This is a genomic window from Bradyrhizobium sp. USDA 4538, assembly GCF_024171045.1.
GTDB lineage: Bacteria > Pseudomonadota > Alphaproteobacteria > Rhizobiales > Xanthobacteraceae > Bradyrhizobium > Bradyrhizobium australafricanum.
Genome location: NZ_JALJZE010000001.1, coordinates 3,362,404 through 3,382,708, shown reverse-complemented (window position 1 = coordinate 3,382,708; position 20,305 = coordinate 3,362,404). Strand labels below are relative to the sequence as shown.

The window sequence follows — 20,305 nt, the reverse complement described above, 5'->3', positions numbered from 1 at the left end:
ATGGGTGACCAGAGTGCGGGCGGCAAGCCGCCGGTCAAATCGCAGGAGGATCTTCGTGCGCATTTCGGGCAATTGAGCCCGCTCGCCGAGAAGAAGGTGCTCTACCATCTCGACAAGTTCTGCCGCGACTTCATCGCGCTGTCGCCGTTCCTCGTCATCGCCTCCAGCGACGGCAAAGGTCATGCCGACGCCAGCCCGCGCGGCGATGCGCCGGGCTTCGTCTCCGTGCTCGACGACAAGACGCTGCTGATCCCGGATCGGCGCGGCAACAACCGGGTCGATACGTTCGGCAATATCATCGCGTCACCCGGGATCGGGCTGATCTTCATGGTGCCCGGCATCAACGAGACGCTGCGCGTCAACGGGCGCGCCGAGATCTCGCAGGAGGTCGATCTGTTGACGCCGCTGACGGTGCAGAACGTCACGCCGATCATCGGGCTCAAGGTGCATGTCGACGAGACCTACTTCCACTGCGGCAAGGCGCTGATGCGCTCGAAGCTCTGGAATCCCGCCGCGCAGGTCGAGCGCCACAGCTTTCCGACGCTCGGCCGAATCATCGCCGAGCAGACCGCCGCGATCGAGGTCGAGGTCGCCGAGAAGGCGATGGAAGAGGCCTATCGGACGCGGCTGTATTAGAACTTGAGATCACCCGCATGCGCAGGCGATGACACCGCCTGGTGTAACGCCCTGAATCGATATCCTTCCTCACCGTCGTCCCTGCGGAAGCAGGGACCCATAACCACAGCTGCCAATTGTTGGGCGATGCTGGAACGACGAGTCGCTGCAACAAGGTCCGCCGCGGCGTAAGGGTCCCTGCTCCCGTGCGCAATTGCGCACCAGGCAGGGACGACGTGTTGGAGGAGTCGTAGACTCACACCATGATTTCGGAATAATGGAAAAATATCGCTGATTTGCCCGACGTGTCAAGTCGCCGTGTCGAATTCCGGCCGCCGTCGGCTCCTTTGCATGGGGTTGTTTTCGATATTTTGGAGTACGTCATCTCGTACGGGTCGCACCGCTGGCGAGGCGCGGCCTCAGCTCATTCCGCGGCGGGCGAGATCATGTTCGGCGGGCCGGGCGGGCGCTTGGTGTCGTCGGACTGGTGCTCGTTCGGGGTCAGCTCGTGGTCGGCATGCGAGACCACGAGCCGCTTGCCGAAGCGCCAGATCAGGCCGCCGATATCATCCATCACCATGAACATCGCCGGCACGAACACCAGCGACAGCGCGGTCGAGAAGATCAGGCCGCCGATCACTGCGAGCGCCATCGGCGAGCGGAATTCGCCGCCCGCGCCGAACGCAAGCGCTGACGGCATCATGCCGGCGGCCATCGCGATCGTGGTCATCACGATCGGGCGGGCGCGCTTCATGCCAGCGTCGATCATGGCTTCCTCGCGCGCCTTGCCGTCGCGGATCGCCTCCACCGCGAACTCCACCAGCATGATGGCGTTCTTGGTGACGATGCCCATCAGCATCAGGATGCCGATCCACACCGGCGTGGTGAGCTGCTTGCCGGTCAACAGCAGTGCGCCGATCGCGCCGCCGATCGAGAGCGGCAGCGAGAACAGGATGGTGATCGGCTGCAGGAAGGTGCCGAACAGCAGTACCAGCACGGCATAGACCATCATCAGGCCGGCGGTGATCGCGGTGGCGAAACCGTCGGACAGCTCGGCGAGGCTCTCGGCGTCGCCGGACGGGCTGACCCTCACGCCCTTCGGCAGGGTCTTCATGACCGGCAGGTCGTAGATCAGCTTGGTGGCGTCGCCGAGCGCGGCATTGCCGACAAGGTCGGCGGCGACGGTGGCCTGCCGCTCGCGGTCGTAGCGGTTGATGCTGGTCGGGCCCTGGTCGAGCTGGATGTCGGCGACGACGGAGAGCGGCACGCCGCCGCGCTCGCCGCGCTGGCCGAGCGGCACCCGCAACTGCTCCAGCATCTGCAGATCGCTGCGCGCATTGTCCTCGAGCTGGACGCGGATCGGCACCTGGCGGTCGCCGGCGTCGAACTTCGCCAGCGCCGGGCCGACGTCGCCGATGGTGGCGACGCGAATGGTCTGCGACAGGCTTTCGGTCGAGACGCCGAGCCGCGCCGCGAGCTCGGCGCGCGGACGGATGCGCAGCTCGGGCCGGTCGAGCGCGGTCTCCGAGATCACGTTGGCGATGATCGGAATCCGCTTCATCTGCGTCGCGAGTTCGCTGGCGACGTTGTTGACGATGTTGCTGTCGGTACCGGTGACGACCAGCGAAATCGCGCGCAGGCCGTTCTCGTCGAGGAACCAGAACCTGATGTCGGGAACGTTATCGAGCTCCTTGCCGATCGACAGTTCGAGCTCGCGCTGGGTGATCTTGCGGTCGGCCTTCGGCGTGTAGTTGATGATCAGCGCGGCGCGGCGGACCTCCTGCAGGCCCGGCGGCACCCGGCCGCCATCGACGAACACGCTCCGTACCTCAGGCCGCTTGCGTAGCCGCGCCACGATCTCCTCGGTGACCTTCTCGGTGTAGGCGAGCTGCGAGCCGGGCGGCAGCTCCATCGCGAGCAGCGAGCGTGCGGTGTCCTGCGCCGGCAGGAAGCCCTGCGGCAGCAGCGTGATGCTCCAGATCGACGCGGCGAAGATCGCAAAGCCGATCAGCACGGTGACGAAGTAATGCTTCACCGACCAGGTGACGAGGCTGTGATAGCCGCGCAGGATCGGGCCGGGCGGTGGATCGTCGTGGTCATGATGCTTGAGGAAATAGGCGGCCAGCATCGGCGTCACGAAGCGCGCGGCGAGCAGCGAGAAGAACACCTGCACTGACACGGTGATGCCGAACTGCTTGAAGAACTGCCCGGCAATGCCGGACATGAAGCTCGCCGGCGCGAAGATCGCGATGATCGTGAGCGAGATCGCGATCACCGCAAGGCCGATCTCGTCGGCGGCTTCCAGAGCGGCACGATAGGGCGTCTTGCCCATCCGCATGTGGCGGACGATGTTCTCGATCTCGACGATGGCATCGTCGACCAGAATGCCGGTCGAAAGCGTGATGGCGAGGAACGAAACGAGGTTGAGCGAGAAGCCGAGCAGGTCCATCGCCCAGAACGCCGGGAAGATCGACAGCGGCAGCGAGACCGCTGCGATAATCGTGGCGCGCATGTCGCGCAGGAACAGCAGCACGATGATGACGGCGAGGATCGCGCCCTCGAACAGGGTCGAGATCGCGGCCTCGTAATTGCCTTTGGTGAACTCGACCGAGGTGTCGATCAGCTTCAGGTCGACATCGGGATAGGCCACCTTCAGCGCGTCGATCCGCTTCTGCACCGCGGCCGCGACGACGACGTCGCTGGCGCCCTTGGAGCGCTTGATACCGAGCGCGACCACCGGCTCGCCGTTGAAGCGGGCGAAGGTGCGCCGGTCGGCGATGGTGTCGGTGACGGTGCCGAGATCGTCGAGCCGGATCTCGCCGCCGCCGAACAGCGGGATCATGGTGCCGGCGAGCTCGTTCAGCGTCTTGGCGCCGGCCAGCGTGCGGATCGCCTGGTCGTTCTTGCCGATCTCGGCGCGGCCGCCGGCGACGTCGACATTGGTGCCGCGCAGGATCTGGCTGACATTGACCGCGGTCAGTCCCACCGCCTGCAGCTTGTCGGGATCGAGCGAGACCAGGATCTCGCGCTCGACACCGCCGATGCGCTCGACCTGGGCGACGCCGCGCACGCCCTGCAGGGCGCGCTTGACCACGTCGTCGACGAAATAGGACAGCTGCTCCGGCGTCTTGCCGGGCGAGATCGCGGCATAGGTCACGATCGGCAGGCCGATCACGTCGACCCGCTGGATCAACGGCTCGGTGACATTCTGCGGCAGGTTGGCGCGCACGCGCGTCACCGCATCCTTGACGTCGTTGAGCGCGCGGTCGGTGTTGGTCTCCAGCGCGAATTGGATCGTGGTCACCGACAGGCCGTCGGTGATCGAGGAGGAGATGTGGCGCACGCCCTCGACGCCGGAGACGCCGTCCTCGATGGTCTTGGTGACCTGCGATTCAAGTTCCGACGGCGCGGCGCCGAATTGCGAGACCGCGACCGAGATCACCGGAATGTCGGCGCTCGGCAGCCGCGTCACCGCGAGCTTGGTGAAGGAGACCCAGCCCAGCACGAGCAGGATGATCGAGAAGACGATCGAGGGAAGCGGGTTCCGGATCGACCATGCCGAGATGTTCAAAGCCATTAGCGTGCCCGAATTACCGTGATCGCGTGCGATCGAGTTCGTCGGCGAACATGGTCTTGATCTGGTCGCCGTCATGCAGCGAGGTGCCAGCGTCGGCCACGACGATTTCGCCGACGTCGAGGCCTTCAAGGATTTCGGTCGAGGTGTCGGAGGTCAGCCCGACGCGCACCCTGCGGGTCTCGACGGTGTTGCCCTTCACGACCTGCAGGGTCAGGCGGTCGATCGCGGTACGCGGCACCGCGACGCCGCAGGAGCGCTTGGCGTCGATATTGGCACGCGCGAACATGCCGACCTTCAGCGTCGGATTGTTGTTGATGGTGATGCGGACATGCCCGAGCTGGGTGGTGCGGTCGATCTGCGGCGAGATCTGGCGGACCTTGCCGACCATGTCGGGCGCATCGTCGCGGCTGATCCGCACATTGGCGCCGGGATTGAGCTTCAGGAGCTGGAAGCCCGGCACCTCGGCGTCGAGCTCGATCTCGTTGTTGATCGAGATCTTGAACATCGGGGGCGCCTGCGGCGAGGCCGGCGCGCCGGGCGCGGTGCGCACTTCGGTGACGAGGCCGGCCGCCGGCGCCCGCAGCACAAGCGGCTTGGCATTGGCCTGTGCGGCCTGCTGCGGCGGCGGGGTCAGCCGCGCCAGTTCCTGGTTTTCGGTGACGGTGTCGCCTTCGCGGACCAGCACGTCGGTGACCTTGGAGCCATCCTGGTCGACATTCACCTGCGCCTCGCGGCGCGGCACGATGAAGCCGGTGACGCGGACCATGTCGGAGAAGCAGGCATTGGTCGACTTCGTCACCACGACCAGCGCCTGGCCCGGCGTCTCCTTCTCCTCCGGATGGGAGCGGTGCTCGAACGCGTAATAGGCGATCGCGAGGGCGAGGAAGAACACCGTGCCGAGCGCAGGCTTGAGGTATTGGGAAAAATTCATCGCCTGATCAATCCAGAGCTTGGCGCGTCATCGGTGTTGGTCGAAGTCTCATCATGCTCGCTATCGTATTGCCTGGGCATTCGGAAGGCCGGTGCCATTGTTCCGGATCATGCCCTGACGTCATGTGAGGCGGGTCACCTGTGGGCCGCGTTGGGGCTCGGCCCAACAGCATTGGCCCTAAAGCAAATGCGCCCCGCCGGGGTGCGGGACGCATTGTAGCCTCAAAAAGGGGCCACGCCACCGCCCATCACTTGGCGGCGGTGGCCTTGTTTTCCACGTTCACGACCTGCACGCGCCGGTTCACCTCCGCCATCGGATGGTTCGGGTCCTTCAGCTTGCTCTTGCCATAGCCGACGGTGACGAGATCGGTGCCGTTGATGCCGTATTTGTCGACGAGATAGCGCTTGATGGCGTCGGCGCGGCGCTCCGAAAGCCCCTGATTGTAGTCCTCGCCGCCGGCGGCGTCGGTGTGGCCGGCGACCACGAAGGTCGAGCCCTTCAGGTCCTGATTGGTCAACGCGCGGCCGAGCGCCTGCACCGACGGCAGCGACTTCGCGCTGATGTCGGCGGAGTTGTAGTCGAAGTTGATCTCGAGATCGATCTTCGGCTTGTCCTGGACGATGGTCGCGATTTCCTCGCGTTCCGCCGAGGACAGCGAGCGGGTGGCGCGGCCGCGGACGCTCTGCACGAATTTGGCCTGGTCGGCATTCAGCTCCGGCGAGGTGGTCTGCGGGCCGGCCGAAAGGCCGCGGGTCAGCGGCTTCTTGTCGGGCGTCAGCGCCTTGATGATCTGATCTTCGGTGACGTCGCCGGCATGGGCGACGGCCATGCCGAACGACAGCGCGGCGCCAACGGTCATGATTGAAACGATCGCGGCCTTTGCCGACGGCTTGAACATTTCGGTCCCTCTTGCGCAAGCTGGCGCGGTTCCAGGCAACTATTCAGATTGATCGCCGGCGTTGCTGCCCGGCACGCACCCTCTGATTAGTCGCGCAATTCCGTCCGCGGTTCGAGCCGCGGGCAGGTCTTCGTCGGTCTGTCACTGCACGCCGTAGTCGGCGAATTCCTTGACGATGTTCGGGTCCATCGCCTTGGCGTTGGCGATGTCGAGATCGCCCTCCGCGACCGCGCCGTTGCGCTGCTTGGCGAGCCCGCGCCCGTACAGCGACGAGGTCAGACGCGGGTTGATCTTCAGCGCGGCGTCGAAATCGGCGATCGCGTTCTTGTTCTGCCCGCCCTTCAGGTTCATCAAGCCGCGGCTGTCGAGCGCATCGACGAAGTTCGGACGCAGCCGCAGCGCCTCGTTGCAGTCCTTCAGCGCTGCCTGCAGGTCGCCGATCACGGTGCGGACCCAGCAGCGGTTGTTGTAGGCCTCGACATCCTTCGGGTTCAGCCGCAGCGAATTGGTGAAGTCCTTCACCGCAAGGTCGTAGGCCCCCTTGCTGGCATAGACCTGGCCGCGGCGATACAGCGCCGCTGCGTCGTCGGGATTCTTGTCCAGCTTTTCGCTCAGGCTCTTGATCGTCGGATCATCGGCGAGCACGGGCGAATTGCTCGGCGCCGGCGTGGGCTGGATCACCACCGGCGGCGGAGCGGCGGGCGGCGGCAGGGCGATCTCGGGCGCCTTGGGCTGGGGTGGCGGTGCAGTCGGCGCTGCCGCAACCGGAGGCGTCGGCGGCGCCGGTGATGGTGTCGGCGCTGTTGCCGCAGGTGGCGTCGGGGTTGCCGCAGGCGGTGTCGGCGTTGCGGCGGGCGGAGCCGGCGGAGGCGCGACCGGCGGTGCCGTTGCCACCTCCGGTGACGGCGACGCGGCGGGTGCTGACGCGGCGTTCGACGGCCCGCCTGCGCCGGCCGGAATGAACGAGAAATCCTCGGCCAGTGACGACGAGATCCACGGCACCTGCTCCTGCCGCGAGGCGCGGGTGACGCCGACGCGGGTGCGGTTCAGCGTTTCCTCGGCCATCAGGTCGGGGGTGCGGATCTCCTTCAGGAGTTCCCGCACGAACAGGCTGTGGTCGCTGCCATTGTCGGAGACGACGGACGACAGAGCGGCCGAGTACATCACCAATGTGCCGTTGGGGGCGATCACCGGGGCGAGCCCTGCCGAAAAGCTGCGGAAGCGCCGCTCGAACGGGTTGCGCCGCGAGGCGTCGATCAAGGCGATCTTCACCCCGGCGCCACGGCTGTTGATTTCCCCGAGCACGGTCTCGAGGCTGAAGCCGTCGCGGCGCACGTCGGCCTCGGCCCAGATCTGCGCATCGATCGGGATCATGTAGCTTTGCCGGTTCGACTGGATGCCGTAACCGGAGAAAAAGATCAGGGCGACCGAGCCCGGCTTGATCTTGCCGTAGAGCCGGTCGAAGGCGCGGCGCATGCCGTCGCCGGTCAGGTTCTCCCCGACCTCGACGGTGAAGCCGTCGCGCTTGAGCTCGTCGGCGACGTCACGTGCGTCATTGACCGGCTCCTTTAGCGGTGCGTCGGCGTCGGGATATTTGGCATTGCCGATGACCAGCGCGAAACGGTCGCCGGCGGCAAAGGACAAAGTGGGCGCCGCGATTGAAAAAATCAGCGTGGCGAGCAAGGCAAGGCGGATTTTCATAATCGCAGCAAATCCAGATCGCGGCATTCCAGTGAAATGGCGCCGCTTCCAGCCTGCGCCTCGGGAACCTTACTCTAGCGAAAATCCATTATCAAACCACGGCCAAGCCCCCGTCAACGGCTTGCGGCAGCATCGTTTATCGCGGTGATACCAGCCAGACCGCAGTGCAGCAGCATGCGGTCATGGCGGCCATCGTCATCCGGCACGGTGCTGGTTCCTGCGGGCCGATAACGTGCCTGCACTCACGAAGGCTGTCGCCACCCTGTCATGCGCTCGTCGCACGCCGCACGGTTTGACCTTTGCGCGAGGCGATGGCTTTGTGTTCGGGACGGCAAGCCATTCAAAGACAAGCCGTTCAAACAGGCCTTGCAAACAAGAGCGAAACCGATGGGAAACGCCTACGAGATTTACGCCCTGCGCTATGCGACGATGTCGCCGCGCACGCCCCACCTCAACTTCCTGGTGCCCGATCCGCACGACACCACCGCGCAGGACCTGGATTATTTCGTCTGGCTGATCCGTGGCCATGGCCGCGACATCCTGGTCGACACCGGCTTCAACGCCGAGGAGGCCAAGGCGCGCGCCCGCAAGCTGACGCTCAACCCGGTCGACGCGCTGGCCGGCTTCGGCGTCAGTGCCGACAGCATCAAGGATGTCGTCGTCACTCACCTGCATTACGACCACGCCGGCAATCTGGATCGCTTCCCGAACGCCAAATTCCATCTGCAGGAACGCGAAATGAGCTACGCGACCGGCCGCTGCATGTGCAACGGCATGCTGCGCCATCCGTTCTCCATCGAGCACGTCACGCAGATGGTGCGCCACGTCTATGGCGAGCGCGTCACCTTCCACTCCGGCGACGGCGAGATCGCACCCGGCGTCACCGTGCATCGCGTCGGCGGCCATTCCGACGGCCTGCAGGTGGTACGCATCGAGACCGCGCGCGGCCCGGTCGTGCTGGCGTCGGATGCCGCGCATTATTATGCGAACCTGCACAAGCGCAGCCCGTTCCCGATCGTCTACAATGTCGGCGACATGGCGCAGGGCTGGGAAACCGTCGAGCGGCTCGCCGGTCATCCGGACCGCTTCATTCCCGGTCACGATCCGATCGTCAGCGAGATCTATCCGCGCGTCAGCGACAAGGTCGACGCGTTCGCGCTGCATCTGGCGCCGTCGCGATCGTTCGCGAAATAGCCTCGCCGGTTGGGCGAGGCACGTCTGCAGCACGTCAAGAAACGTCAAAAAGAAGCGATATGACTGACACCAAGACGACTGACACCAAGACTCTCGGGTTCATCGGCCTCGGCGTGATGGGTGAGCCGATTTGCCGCAACCTCGTCAAGAAGAGCGGCAAGCGCGTTGTCGTGTTCGACCTCTCGGCCGAACCGCTGCAGCGGTTGCGCGCCGACGGTGCCGAGGTTGCCGCGTCGGTCGCCGACGTCATCAAGCAGAGCGATGTGCTGTTCCTCTGCTTGCCGAGCGCCAGGCACGTGCGCGCGGTGTTCGAAGGCGACGGCATCTTGAAGAACACGAGAAGCGGCCAGATCGTGGTCGATCTCGGCACGTCTTCAGTCAGCCAGACCCGCGATTTCGCCGCGCAGTTGCAGGCCAAGGGCGCGGCGTGGGTCGACGCACCGATCGCGCGCACGCGGCAGGCGGCGCAGGACGGCACGCTCAGCGTGATGGTCGGCGCGGTGCCCGCGCTTTATGCCGCGATCGAGCCCTTGATCCGCTGCTTCGCCACCGATGTCACCAATTGCGGTGACGTCGGCGCCGGGCAGGTGACCAAGATCCTCAACAACATGGTGCTGTTCGAGACCGTGAACGCGCTGGCCGAGGCTGTCGCGGTGGCGAAGCATAACGGCGTCGATCCGAAGCTGCTGCTGGAAACCTTGTCGAAGGGCTCGGCCGACAGCTTTGCGCTGCGCAACCATGGCATGAAGGCGATCGTGCCCGGCGTGTTTCCCGAGCGCGCATTCTCGACCGAATATGCGCTGAAGGATCTGTCCTACGCGCTGGAGCTCGCCGCCGATGCCGGCATCAAGATCCGCGGTGCGGAGCTGATCGGCACGGTGCTGCAGGAAGCGATCGACAAAGGATCGAAGGACAATTATTTCCCTGTCATCGCGACACATATCGACAGGGCGTAACGGCACCGTCATTGCGAGGAGCGTAGCGACGAAGCAATCCATCGTCCCACATGCTGGGATGTATGGATTGCTTCGCTTCGCTCGCAATGACGATCGAGGGGGCCGCGCACAAAATTCCATCACCGTCACCCCCGCGCAAAGGCTTCGCCTTTGTCGCTGGAGGAGCGCGCTCTTGCGCGCGTCTCGAAGGGTCGACGGCCACCAGCCGGGCCGTGCATCCTTCGAGGCGCGCTGCGCGCTCCTCAGGATGACGGGTTGAGTGAGCCTAATACACGTCCTTGGCGTCGGCCTCTTCGCTGGTCTGCACCAGTTCGAGGCTGTTCTCGACCTTGCCGAGCAAGCGGCCGAGGTCGCGGCGTTCCTGTGCGGAGAGGCAGGACAAGATCTCCTGTTCCTTGCGCAGCAGGCGCGGGATCAGTTCCTCGTAGAGCGCCTGGCCCGTTTTGGTCAGTCGCAGGCGGAATTCGCGGCGGTCGTCGGCGTTCTCGACGCGCTCGACGATCTCGCGCTCCATCAGCGCCGACACCGCGCGGCTGATGGTGGATTTATGGGTGCGCGTGCAGTGCGCGATGTACTGCGCGCTGCAGGGATCGCTGCGGAAGCCGAGCGTTGCGAGCACGCGCCACTCCGGAATGTCGAGGCCGTAGCGCGCCTGATATTCGCTCGACAGCGCCGAGGACACCTCGGCCGCCAGCCGGTTCAGGCGGAACGGCATGAAATGGAAGAGATCGAGGCGCTTCTTGGTCGGCGCGATAGTGTCGCGCAGCTCCGCTTCCACGGCACTGCGCGGCCGGGCTGGAGGCTGGCTTGCAGAGGTCCGTGCCAAAAATCCCTCCAATTTGAGTTGACGGCAACCCCGACTGGGGGTTTAAGATAGTTGCAAGTGAGACTAATTTAGCAAGGTCGCGGCCGGCTCGCAAGGTCCCGGTCGCAAGCCGGTCACACAGAACCGCAGCCAGAGGCCGCGGCGCAAGGGAAACATCCAGGGTCACGCAATGGCACACGCCAACACGGCACAGGCCAAAACCCAGTTCGGCTATCGCCGTCACCCCGACCAGGAGCGCTCGGGTGCCAACGTCGCGGAGCATCCCGTCGTCGTGGTCGGCGCCGGGCCGGTGGGACTGTCGCTCGCGATCGATCTCGCGCAGCGCGGCCAGCGCGTGGTGCTGCTCGACGATGCCGACCGGATCGGCGAAGGCTCGCGCGCGATCTGCTTCTCGAAGCGCTCGCTTGAGTTCTGGGATCGCCTCGGGGTCGGCGACCGCATGGTCGAGAAAGGCGTGGTGTGGAGCGTAGGCAAGATCTTCCACGGCGCCTCGCAACTCTATCAGTTCAATCTGCTTCCCGAGGAGGGCCACAAGCGGCCCGCCTTCATCAATCTGCAGCAGTTCTACGCCGAGGCCTATCTGGTCGACCGGGTCGGGCAACTGCCTGAAATCGACCTGCGCTGGCGCAACAAGGTGATCGCGCTGGAGAGCCGCAACGATGGCGTTGCGCTGACCATCGCAACCCCTGACGGCTCCTACCAGGTGCACGCGACCTTCGTGGTCGCCTGCGATGGTGCTCGTTCCTCGCTGCGGCAGATGGTCGGCGCGGAGTTCGCGGGCCAGGTGTTCGAGGACCAGTTCCTGATCGCCGACGTCAAGATGACGGCGGCGTTCCCGACCGAGCGCTGGTTCTGGTTCGATCCGCCGTTCCATGCCGGACGCTCGGCGCTGCTGCACAAGCAGCCGGACGACATCTGGCGGATCGATCTGCAGCTCAACCCGGATGCCGATCCGGTGGCCGAGAAGCAGCCCGAGAATGTCCGGCCGCGGATCGAGCGCATGCTCGGCCATGACAAGTTCGAGTTCGAATGGATCTCGCTCTACAAGTTTCAGTGCCGCCGGATGGCCAAGTTCATCCACGGCCGGGTGATCTTTGCCGGGGATTCCGCCCACCAGGTCTCGCCGTTCGGCGCACGCGGCGCCAATTCCGGGCTTGAGGACGCCGAGAATCTGGCGTGGAAGCTCGACCGCGTGCTGCGCCGGCTGTCGCCGGAGGGCTTGCTGGAGAGCTACCACATCGAGCGCAGCGCGGCGGCGGACGAGAACATCCGCGAGTCCACCCGCTCGACTGACTTCATGGCGCCGGTGACGAAACAGGAAGCACGGCTGCGCCAGGCGGTGCTGTCGCTCGCCAAGGATACCGAGTTCGGCAAGCGCATGGTCAATGGCGGGCGGCTGTCGGTGCCGTCGGTCTACGATACGCCGCTGTCGAGCGGCGATCGCGACGATTGGCGCGGCGGTCCGCGGCCGGGCGCCTCGATGCTGGATGCGCCGGTGACGGAGCAGGGCGGGGGTTCCACCTACCTGACCGACGTTTTCATCAGGCAGGGAACGCGCTTCACGCTGCTGGAGTTTGGCAATGGCGCTGCGGTCGATGTCCCGGACGGCGTCGGCAGCATCCGGATCGGCGGCGAGGATGGGCTGGTCGACGCGCAGGGCCTTGCCGGCAAGCGCTACGATGCCGAGCCCGGCACCGCCTATCTGCTGCGGCCGGACGGCTATGTCGCGGCACGTTTCCGCAACGCGGCGCGGCCGGCACTTGATGCGGCGCTGGCACGCGCAGCCGGCCTGAACTGAGGAGCAGTCATGGCGCTGTCGACCAGTTCGAATTTCGCAAAGCCCGACGACGCCTTCCGCGCCATCGTCGAGGCCCATCGCGGCCTCACCGAGGCGCAGAGCGCCGATCTCGATGCTGCGCTGGTTCTGGTGCTCGCCAACCATATCGGCGATCTCGACGTGCTGCGCGAGGCGATCGCGCTGGCGAAGCGGCGGATGCTTGATGCAAGCCAGCAGCAACAGCAGCAACAACAATAGTTACGAGCTGAATCAGGATGGATCTTTATCAAGTCGCGCAGCAGCCTCCGCCTCACCTCGCCCCGCTTGCGGGGAGAGGTCGGAACGCATCGTCAGATGCGTTCCGGGTGAGGGGGAGCTTCCGCAGACACATCTGTCGCCGTGTATGCGGAGACAGCCCCTCACCCCAACCCTCTCCCCGTAAGAACGGGGAGAGGGGGCGAATGCTCTTGAACGGACAGGATTGAACTGATGGCCAAAGGTTTCGCATCGACCACGGATCTTTCGGAGAAGAAGGTCACCTTCTCCGAGATCGGCACCGACCTCTATGCCTTCACCGCCGAGGGCGATCCCAACACCGCCGTGATCGTCGGCGACGACGGCTGCCTGGTGTTCGACGCGCAGGCGACGCCGGCGATGGCCAACAAGGTGATCGAGCGGGTCAAGACCGTCACCGACAAGCCGATCAAACATGTCGTGCTGTCGCACTATCATGCGGTGCGTGTGCTCGGTGCCTCCGCCTATCACGCGCAAGGCATCGTCGCCTCGCAGGAAACCTATCGCCTGATCGAGGAGCGCGGCCAGCAGGATTGGGATTCCGAATATGGCCGCTTCCCGCGGCTGTTCCAGGATGCCGCGAGCATCCCCGGCCTGACTTGGCCGACGCTGACCTTTGAAGGCGAGATGTCGATCTATCTCGGCAAGCGCGAGGTGCGGCTGATGCAGCTCGGCGCCGGCCATACCTCGGGCGACATCGTCGCCTGGGTGCCGGATGCCGAGGTGATGTTCTCCGGCGATCTGATTGAATATCACTCGGCCTGCTATTGCGGCGATGCGCATTTGCGCGAATGGCCGACGACCCTGAACGAGATCCGCGCCTTCAATCCGAAGGCGATCGCGCCGGGCCGCGGCGACGCGCTGAAGGGGCTTGCCACCGGGCGCGATGCGATCGCGATGACGCGCGATTTCGTCACCACGCTCTACGGCGCCGCCGAATCCTCCGTCGCCAAGGGCCGCAGCCTGAAGGAATCGATGGCGGCGACGCGCGAGGTGATGGATCCGAAGTTCTCGAAGTTTGCGATCTACGAGCACTGCCTGCCGTTCAACGTTTCGCGCGCCTATGACGAGGCGTCGGGGATCGACGATCCCGTGATCTGGACCGACAAGCGCGACCAGGAAATGTGGGCCGCCCTGCAAGGAGGATAGCGATGAACATCAATACCTCGCCTGATCAGATCGTGCGCAGCTCAGGGCAGGTCACCCCGGGCTACATGTCCGGCTTCGGCAACAGTTTTGAGACCGAGGCCTTGCCCGGCGCGCTGCCGATGGGGCGCAATTCGCCGCAGCGCTGCGCCTACGGGCTCTATGCCGAGCAATTGTCCGGCTCGCCGTTCACGGCGCCGCGCGGCACCAATGAGCGCTCCTGGCTCTATCGCATCCGCCCGTCGGTGCGGCACTCCGGCCGCTTCGCCAAGGCAGATAGCGGGCTGTGGCGCACCGCGCCGTGCCACGAATACGACATGCCGATCGCACAGCTGCGCTGGGACCCCGCGCCGATCCCGAAGGAGGACATGACCTTCCTGCAGGGCGTGCAGACCATGACCACGGCGGGTGATGCCAACACCCAGGCCGGCATGGCGGCACACATCTACCTCATCACCAAATCGATGGTCGATCAGCATTTCTACAATGCCGATGGCGAGATGATGTTCGTGCTGCAGCAGGGCAATCTGCGTTTCGTCACCGAGTTCGGCCGGATCGACGCCGAGCCGGGCGAGATCGTGGTGATCCCGCGCGGCGTCAAGTTCCGCGTCGAAATTCCCGGCGGCCCGGCGCGCGGCTATCTCTGCGAGAATTACGGCGGCGCGTTCACGCTGCCGGAGCGTGGCCCGATCGGCGCCAATTGCCTCGCCAATTCACGCGACTTCCTGACGCCGGTCGCGAGCTACGAGGACAAGGACACGCCGACCGAGCTCTACGTGAAATGGGGCGGCTCGCTGTTCAAGACCACGCTGCCGCATTCGCCGATCGACGTGGTCGCCTGGCACGGCAATTACGCGCCCTACAAATACGATCTGCGTACCTTCTCGCCGGTCGGCGCGATCGCCTTCGATCATCCCGATCCCTCGATCTTCACGGTGCTGACCTCGCCGTCGGAGACCGCGGGCACCGCGAATATCGACTTCGTGATCTTCCCGGAGCGCTGGATGGTGGCCGACAACACCTTCCGCCCGCCGTGGTACCACATGAACATCATGTCGGAGTTCATGGGCCTGATCTACGGCGTCTACGACGCCAAGCCGCAGGGTTTTGTGCCCGGCGGCATCAGCCTGCACAATTGCATGCTGCCGCACGGCCCCGACCGCGAAGCCTTCGAGCACGCCAGCAACAGCGAGCTGAAGCCGGTGAAGCTGACCGGCACGATGGCCTTCATGTTCGAGACCCGCTTCCCGCAGCGCGTGACCGAACATGCGGCGAAATCGTCGACGCTGCAGGACGATTACTCGGATTGCTGGAAGGGCTTGGAGAAGAAGTTCGACCCGAACAAGCCGTGAATTTGTGTCCCTCGTCATCGCCGGGCTTGACCCGGCGATCCATCGCGCTTTCCGAAGATGGATGCCCGGGTCAAGCCCGGGCATGACAGCTTTCTGAGCATGACGACTTTCTGATTGGAGGAATCAGTGCCCCATCCCAACGACCCAACGCTCCGCTCCTTCATCGACGTCGCACCGACCTCCGACTTCCCGATCCAGAACCTGCCTTACGGCGTGTTCTCGTCGAAGGATGGCCTTGCGCCGCGCGTTGGCGTTGCGATCGGCGATTATGTGCTCGACCTCTGGGAGCTCGAGCAGGACTCGCGGCTCGATGTCGGGCCGCTCGGCGTGTTCTCGCAGCCGTCGCTCAACGCCTTCATGGCGCTCGGGCCGAAAGTGTGGTCGGCGACGCGGGCGCGGATCAGCGAGCTGCTCCGCTCGGATCATCCGGAGCTGCGCGACAACAGGGAATTGCGGGCGCGGGCGCTGGTGCCGATGGCCGACGTCAGGCTGCACATGCCGTTTGCGGTCTCGGGCTACACCGATTTCTATTCGTCGAAGGAGCACGCCACCAATGTCGGCGTCATGTTCCGCGGCAAGGACAATGCGCTGCAGCCGAACTGGCTGCATATGCCGATCGGCTACAACGGCCGCGCCTCGACGGTGGTCGTGTCGGGCAGCAAAGTGCGCCGCCCCCGCGGCCAGCTGAAGCCGCCGACCGCTGAGGTGCCGAGCTTCGGCGCCTGCAAGCGGCTCGACTTCGAGCTCGAGATGGGCGTGGTCGTCGGCCAGGCCTCGCCGATGGGCGAGATGCTGACGGAGAAGCAGGCCGAGGAGATGATCTTCGGCTTCGTCATCCTCAACGACTGGAGCGCGCGCGACATCCAGCAGTGGGAGTATGTGCCGCTCGGCCCGTTCCAGGCCAAGGCGTTCGCGACCTCGATCAGCCCGTGGGTGGTGACGCGCGAGGCGCTCGAGCCGTTCCGCATGCAGGGCCCGGCGCAGCAGCCGGAGCCGCTGGCGTACCTCAAGCAGACCCAGCCGAACAATTACGACATGCAGCTCGACGTCGCGCTGCGCGCTGGTGCAATGAACGAGGCGAAGACAATCTGCAGCACCAACTTCAAATACATGTACTGGTCGTCGGTGCAGCAGCTCGTGCACCATGCCTCGAGCGGCTGCGCGATGAATGTCGGCGATCTCCTCGGCAGCGGCACGATCTCCGGCCCCGAAAAGCACCAGCGCGGCAGTCTCCTGGAAATCAGCTGGAACGGCACCGAGCCGGTCGAACTTGCCAGCGGCGTGACGCGGTCGTTCCTGGAGGACGGCGATTCGCTGGTCATGCGCGGTTGGTGCCAGGGCGACGGCTATCGCGTCGGCTTCGGCGAGGTCGAAGGCACGATCATCGCGGCGGAGTAGCTCGCGCTGTCATTCTGGGGCGATGCGTAGCCATCGAGCCCGGAATCTCGAGATTCCGGGTATGGTCCTTCGGACCATCCCGGAATGACGGGTGGGCCAGCTACCGTTCCTCGGGCCTGACATCCCTCAAGCGCGCCGTATTCGCCGCGACGTCCTCGAGGCTGTACTTCAAATGCACCCGCTTGTCCGACGGCGGCTGGTTGACCGTGCAGACACCCGGCCGCCACGGCTTGGCCGGGCGGATCGGCCGCGGCGCAAAACCGCCGCCGCAGTTCGGGCAGACATTGCCGAGCCTGGTCTCGGCGCAATCCGCACAGAACGTGCATTCATAGGAGCAGATCCGCGCGTCGATGGCGCTGGGTGGCAGGTCCTTGTCGCAATATTCGCAGTTCGGTCGCAGCTGCAGCGCCATGGTTCGTCTCTCTTGCCGTTGTCGGAATGATCGCAAGCCAAGCCGCAAAAGCGAATGGCGGATTTCCCTCGATTCGAGCCATCACGCCTGTAGCGACTTCAGCGGCAGCCTGATGCTCTCCTTTAGCCGGTCGAGCACGATCGAGGAGCGCACATGGGCCACGCTCTGGTGCGGCATCAGCACGTTGTTGACGATGTCGGACAGGCTCTTGAGGTCGCGCAGCATCACCTTGAGCACGTAGTCGGCATCCCCGGTCAGCGCATAGGCCTCCTGGATATCATCGACCCGGTTGACCAGTTCGCGAAACCGCTTGGCGTTGTCGGGCGAGTGGGTCGCAAGCGTGATGTGGATGAAGGCGATCAGACCGAAGCCCAGCGCCTCGCCGGCGAGGTCGGCGTGGTAGCCGGCGATGACCTTCTCCTCCTCCAGCCGCATCCGCCGCCGCGAACATTGCGATGCCGACAGCCCGACGAGGTCGGCCAGCTGCTGGTTGGTCAGCCGGCCGTCGTCCTGCAGGGCGGCGAGCATTTTCAGGTCGAAGGCGTCCACTTCAGGCATGCGTCAAATATCCATTTCGTGCACGGATCGTGCGCAAGGCTAGCAAAATGGGACCTATTTTGCACGCACGTTGTGCAGAAAATGACGGAAACTGATCTCCAGACAAATCAGGGAGTTGCCGCCATGGGTCCGTTTCCGCACGATGCGCCGCCGGCCGAAATCAGCACTGAGAACCCGATGGGCACCGACGGCTTCGAGTTCGTCGAATATGCCCATCCGAATCCGGCGGAGCTGCACGCCCTGTTCAAGCTGATGGGTTTCGTCGCGGTCGCCCGCCACCGGACCAAGCAGATCACGGTCTATCGCCAGGGCGACATCAACTATCTCGTCAATGAGGAGCCGGGCAGCCACGGCTTCAACTTCGTCGCCGCGCACGGTCCCTGCGCGCCGTCGATGGCATTCCGCGTCGTCGATGCCAAGCATGCCTATGAACGCGCGATCGCGCTCGGCGCGGAGCCGGCGGATGTCTCGCCTGCAGCGAAGACGCTCGATGTGCCCGCGATCAAGGGCATCGGCGGCAGCCTGCTTTATTTCGTCGACCGCTACGGCGCCAAGGGTTCGGCCTATGATGCCGAGTTCGAGTGGCTCGGCGCGGCCAACCCGCGCCCCGCAGGCTCGGGCCTGTATTACGTCGATCACCTCACCCATAACGTCCATCGCGGCCGGATGGATGTCTGGACCGGCTTCTATGCAAAACTGTTCAACTTCCGTCAGATCCGTTTCTTCGACATCGAGGGCCGCGCATCCGGCCTGTTCTCCCGTGCGCTGACCAGTCCGGACGGCAAGATCCGGATTCCGATCAATGAGGACGCCGGCGATTCCGGTCAGATCGAGGAATATCTCAACGTCTACCGCGGCGAGGGCATCCAGCACATCGCCTGCGGCGCGCGCGACATCCACGCGACGGTCGAGAGGTTGCGCGCCGACGGCCTGCCGTTCATGCCGTCGCCGCCCGACACCTATTTCGAGCGGATCGACGCCCGGCTGCCCAAGCATGGCGAGGACGTCGCGCGGCTCAGGACCAACGGCATCCTGATCGACGGCGAGGGCGTGGTCGACGGTGGCCAGACCAAGGTGCTGCTGCAGATCTTCTCGGCCAACGCGATCGGGCCGATCTTCTTCGAGTTCATCCAGCGCAAGGGCGACGACGGCTTCGGCGAAGGCAACTTCAAGGCGCTGTTCGAATCGATCGAGGAAGACCAGATCCGCCGCGGCGTGCTGAAGGTCGATCACGCGGCGTAGGCCTTGGAGGGGAGCGCGTTCGCTCACAACTCTCAGTCGTCGTCCCGGCGAAGGCCGGGACCCATAACCACCGAGTCTAGTTGTAGAAGGGATAGCGGCCCCAACGTCGCACAATAGCCGGCATTTGGGGTAATGGGTCCCGGCCTTCGCCGGGACGACGGTGAATTACTTCCCCGCCTTCCACGCGCTGGTCACATCCCCGATATTCGCCAGCTCCGGCTCGCGGATTGTCGACGGCGTGCGCGAGAAACGCGGCGCGGGGGCGGGCTGGGTGACGCCGTGGCGTTCGACGAACACCTGGCGGGCCGCCATGTGCGGATGCTTCGGCGCTTCCTCCATGGTCAGGATCGGCGCGAAGCAGATGTCGGTGCCTTCCATGATGTTGCACCAGTCCGCGCGCGACTTGCTCTTGAACACCCGGGTCAGCTTCTCCTTCAGCGCCGGCCAGGCCTTGCGATCCATCTGCGCGTCGAAGTCGGCGTCGGTCAGGTCGGCGTGCTTACGCAGCAGCGCGTAGAACTGCGGCTCGATCGAGCCGATCGAGATGAAGTTGCCGCAGGAGCATTCGTAGACGCCATAGAAATGCGCGCCGCCGTCGAGGAAATTCTGGTCGCGACCGCCGCTCCAGCGGCCCTGCGCGGCCATGTCGTAGAACATCGACATCAGCGAGGCCGCGCCGTCGCACATCGCGGTATCGACCACCTGGCCCTTGCCGGACTTCTGCGCTTCCAGCAGCGCTGCGAGCACGCCGACCACGAGGTAGAGCGCGCCGCCGCCGAAATCGCCGACCAGGTTGAGCGGCGGCACCGGCTTCTCCTTGGTGCCGATCGCAGCCAGCGCACCCGTGATCGAGATGTAGTTGATGTCATGGCCGGCGGCATTGGCCAGCGGGCCTTCCTGGCCCCAGCCGGTCATGCGGCCATAGACCAGTTTTGGATTGCGCGCGAGCACGACATCGGGGCCGAGGCCGAGGCGCTCCATCACGCCGGGACGAAAGCCCTCGATCAGCGCGTCGGCATGGCCGAGCAGGTCGAGCGCTTCAGCAACCGCCACCTTGTTCTTGAGGTCGAGCTCGATGACCTTGCGGCCGCGGGTTGCGACCGCCTTCAGATTCTTGCCGGCGCCGACCCGATCGAGCGTGATGACCTCGGCGCCCATGTCGGCGAGCAGCATGCAGGCGAACGGGCCGGGGCCGATGCCGGCGAATTCGACGATGCGGAAGCCGGCGAGCGGGCCCGAGGTGCGAGCGGCGGTCTGGGAGGCGGGTTTATCGAGCACGTTGTTCTTCCGTTGGTTGCGGGGCGCTGGGCGGCTGAGATGTCACGGCTGGCTTGGTTGCCGAACTTCATGCGTTCTCCCAGCCGTCCGTGGGACGGTATTTTTAATTAGCTGATTAGCTAAATTGTCTCGCCTAATGGGGGATGTGGC

At 65.0% G+C, this 20,305-nt stretch carries 17 protein-coding genes; 9 read left to right on the top strand and 8 right to left on the bottom strand.

All coding sequences use genetic code 11. The features are described 5' to 3' along the window. Nucleotides 1-636, top strand: a complete 636-nt coding sequence (locus J2R78_RS15145) for a pyridoxamine 5'-phosphate oxidase family protein (protein ID WP_253605331.1) — start codon at nucleotides 1-3, stop codon at nucleotides 634-636. 403 nt (nucleotides 637-1,039) lie between these two features. On the opposite strand, the gene J2R78_RS15140 is transcribed toward J2R78_RS15145, so the two are convergent. From J2R78_RS15140 to J2R78_RS15125, 4 genes are all read right to left on the bottom strand, one after another. Next, complete coding sequence (locus J2R78_RS15140; RefSeq protein ID WP_253588560.1) at nucleotides 1,040-4,192, bottom strand: efflux RND transporter permease subunit; 3,153 nt, start codon at nucleotides 4,190-4,192, stop codon at nucleotides 1,040-1,042. 13 nt (nucleotides 4,193-4,205) lie between these two features. Continuing rightward, the gene (locus J2R78_RS15135) at nucleotides 4,206-5,123 is read right to left on the bottom strand and encodes an efflux RND transporter periplasmic adaptor subunit (protein ID WP_028335192.1); all 918 of its coding nucleotides are present in this window, start codon (nucleotides 5,121-5,123) and stop codon (nucleotides 4,206-4,208) included. Nucleotides 5,124-5,370: 247 nt separating this feature from the next. Beyond that, complete coding sequence (locus J2R78_RS15130; RefSeq protein WP_253605330.1) at nucleotides 5,371-6,021, bottom strand: OmpA family protein; 651 nt, start codon at nucleotides 6,019-6,021, stop codon at nucleotides 5,371-5,373. A 141-nt stretch (nucleotides 6,022-6,162) separates the two neighbouring features. Further along, entirely contained in the window at nucleotides 6,163-7,722 is a 1,560-nt protein-coding gene (locus J2R78_RS15125) for a caspase family protein (protein WP_253605328.1), read from the bottom strand. A gap of 387 nt (nucleotides 7,723-8,109) precedes the next feature. Between J2R78_RS15125 and J2R78_RS15120 the strand changes: the two genes are divergently transcribed. Then, nucleotides 8,110-8,916, top strand: coding sequence for an N-acyl homoserine lactonase family protein (locus J2R78_RS15120; RefSeq protein WP_253605326.1), 807 nt, complete (start codon nucleotides 8,110-8,112; stop codon nucleotides 8,914-8,916). Then, nucleotides 8,901-9,872: an NAD(P)-dependent oxidoreductase gene (locus J2R78_RS15115; protein WP_309145046.1), complete on the top strand. Its 972-nt coding sequence runs from the start codon at nucleotides 8,901-8,903 to the stop codon at nucleotides 9,870-9,872. Before J2R78_RS15120 ends, J2R78_RS15115 begins: the two co-directional genes overlap by 16 nt. A 265-nt stretch (nucleotides 9,873-10,137) precedes the next feature. Here J2R78_RS15115 and J2R78_RS15110 read toward each other — a convergent pair whose 3' ends face one another. Next, nucleotides 10,138-10,698, bottom strand: coding sequence for a MarR family winged helix-turn-helix transcriptional regulator (locus J2R78_RS15110; RefSeq protein ID WP_375167041.1), 561 nt, complete (start codon nucleotides 10,696-10,698; stop codon nucleotides 10,138-10,140). A 169-nt stretch (nucleotides 10,699-10,867) separates the two neighbouring features. On the opposite strand from J2R78_RS15110, the gene J2R78_RS15105 reads away from it, so the two are divergent. From J2R78_RS15105 to fahA, 5 genes are all read left to right on the top strand, one after another. Further along, a complete protein-coding gene (locus J2R78_RS15105; RefSeq protein ID WP_253605324.1) occupies nucleotides 10,868-12,496 on the top strand; it encodes an FAD-dependent oxidoreductase in 1,629 nt (542 codons plus the stop codon). 9 nt (nucleotides 12,497-12,505) lie between these two features. Continuing rightward, the gene (locus tag J2R78_RS15100; protein ID WP_050401747.1) at nucleotides 12,506-12,733 is read left to right on the top strand and encodes a DUF2783 domain-containing protein; all 228 of its coding nucleotides are present in this window, start codon (nucleotides 12,506-12,508) and stop codon (nucleotides 12,731-12,733) included. A gap of 231 nt (nucleotides 12,734-12,964) precedes the next feature. After that, nucleotides 12,965-13,918: an MBL fold metallo-hydrolase gene (locus J2R78_RS15095; RefSeq protein WP_253605323.1), complete on the top strand. Its 954-nt coding sequence runs from the start codon at nucleotides 12,965-12,967 to the stop codon at nucleotides 13,916-13,918. 2 nt (nucleotides 13,919-13,920) lie between these two features. Then, complete coding sequence (hmgA, locus tag J2R78_RS15090; RefSeq protein WP_057021113.1) at nucleotides 13,921-15,267, top strand: homogentisate 1,2-dioxygenase; 1,347 nt, start codon at nucleotides 13,921-13,923, stop codon at nucleotides 15,265-15,267. A 126-nt stretch (nucleotides 15,268-15,393) separates the two neighbouring features. Beyond that, complete coding sequence (gene fahA, locus J2R78_RS15085) at nucleotides 15,394-16,665, top strand: fumarylacetoacetase (protein ID WP_253605321.1); 1,272 nt, start codon at nucleotides 15,394-15,396, stop codon at nucleotides 16,663-16,665. 100 nt (nucleotides 16,666-16,765) lie between these two features. Here the strand turns inward: fahA and J2R78_RS15080 are convergent, their stop codons facing one another. Next, nucleotides 16,766-17,077 (bottom strand): DUF1272 domain-containing protein, encoded by a 312-nt coding sequence (locus tag J2R78_RS15080; RefSeq protein WP_253605318.1) that lies wholly within the window; start codon nucleotides 17,075-17,077, stop codon nucleotides 16,766-16,768. 81 nt (nucleotides 17,078-17,158) lie between these two features. Then, a complete protein-coding gene (locus J2R78_RS15075) occupies nucleotides 17,159-17,635 on the bottom strand; it encodes an Lrp/AsnC family transcriptional regulator (RefSeq protein ID WP_253605317.1) in 477 nt (158 codons plus the stop codon). 123 nt (nucleotides 17,636-17,758) lie between these two features. Between J2R78_RS15075 and hppD the strand changes: the two genes are divergently transcribed. After that, nucleotides 17,759-18,877, top strand: coding sequence for a 4-hydroxyphenylpyruvate dioxygenase (gene hppD / locus J2R78_RS15070; RefSeq protein WP_253605315.1), 1,119 nt, complete (start codon nucleotides 17,759-17,761; stop codon nucleotides 18,875-18,877). A 165-nt stretch (nucleotides 18,878-19,042) separates the two neighbouring features. Here the strand turns inward: hppD and J2R78_RS15065 are convergent, their stop codons facing one another. Beyond that, entirely contained in the window at nucleotides 19,043-20,155 is a 1,113-nt protein-coding gene (locus tag J2R78_RS15065) for a CaiB/BaiF CoA-transferase family protein (protein ID WP_253605313.1), read from the bottom strand. Nucleotides 20,156-20,305: the final 150 nt, after the last annotated feature.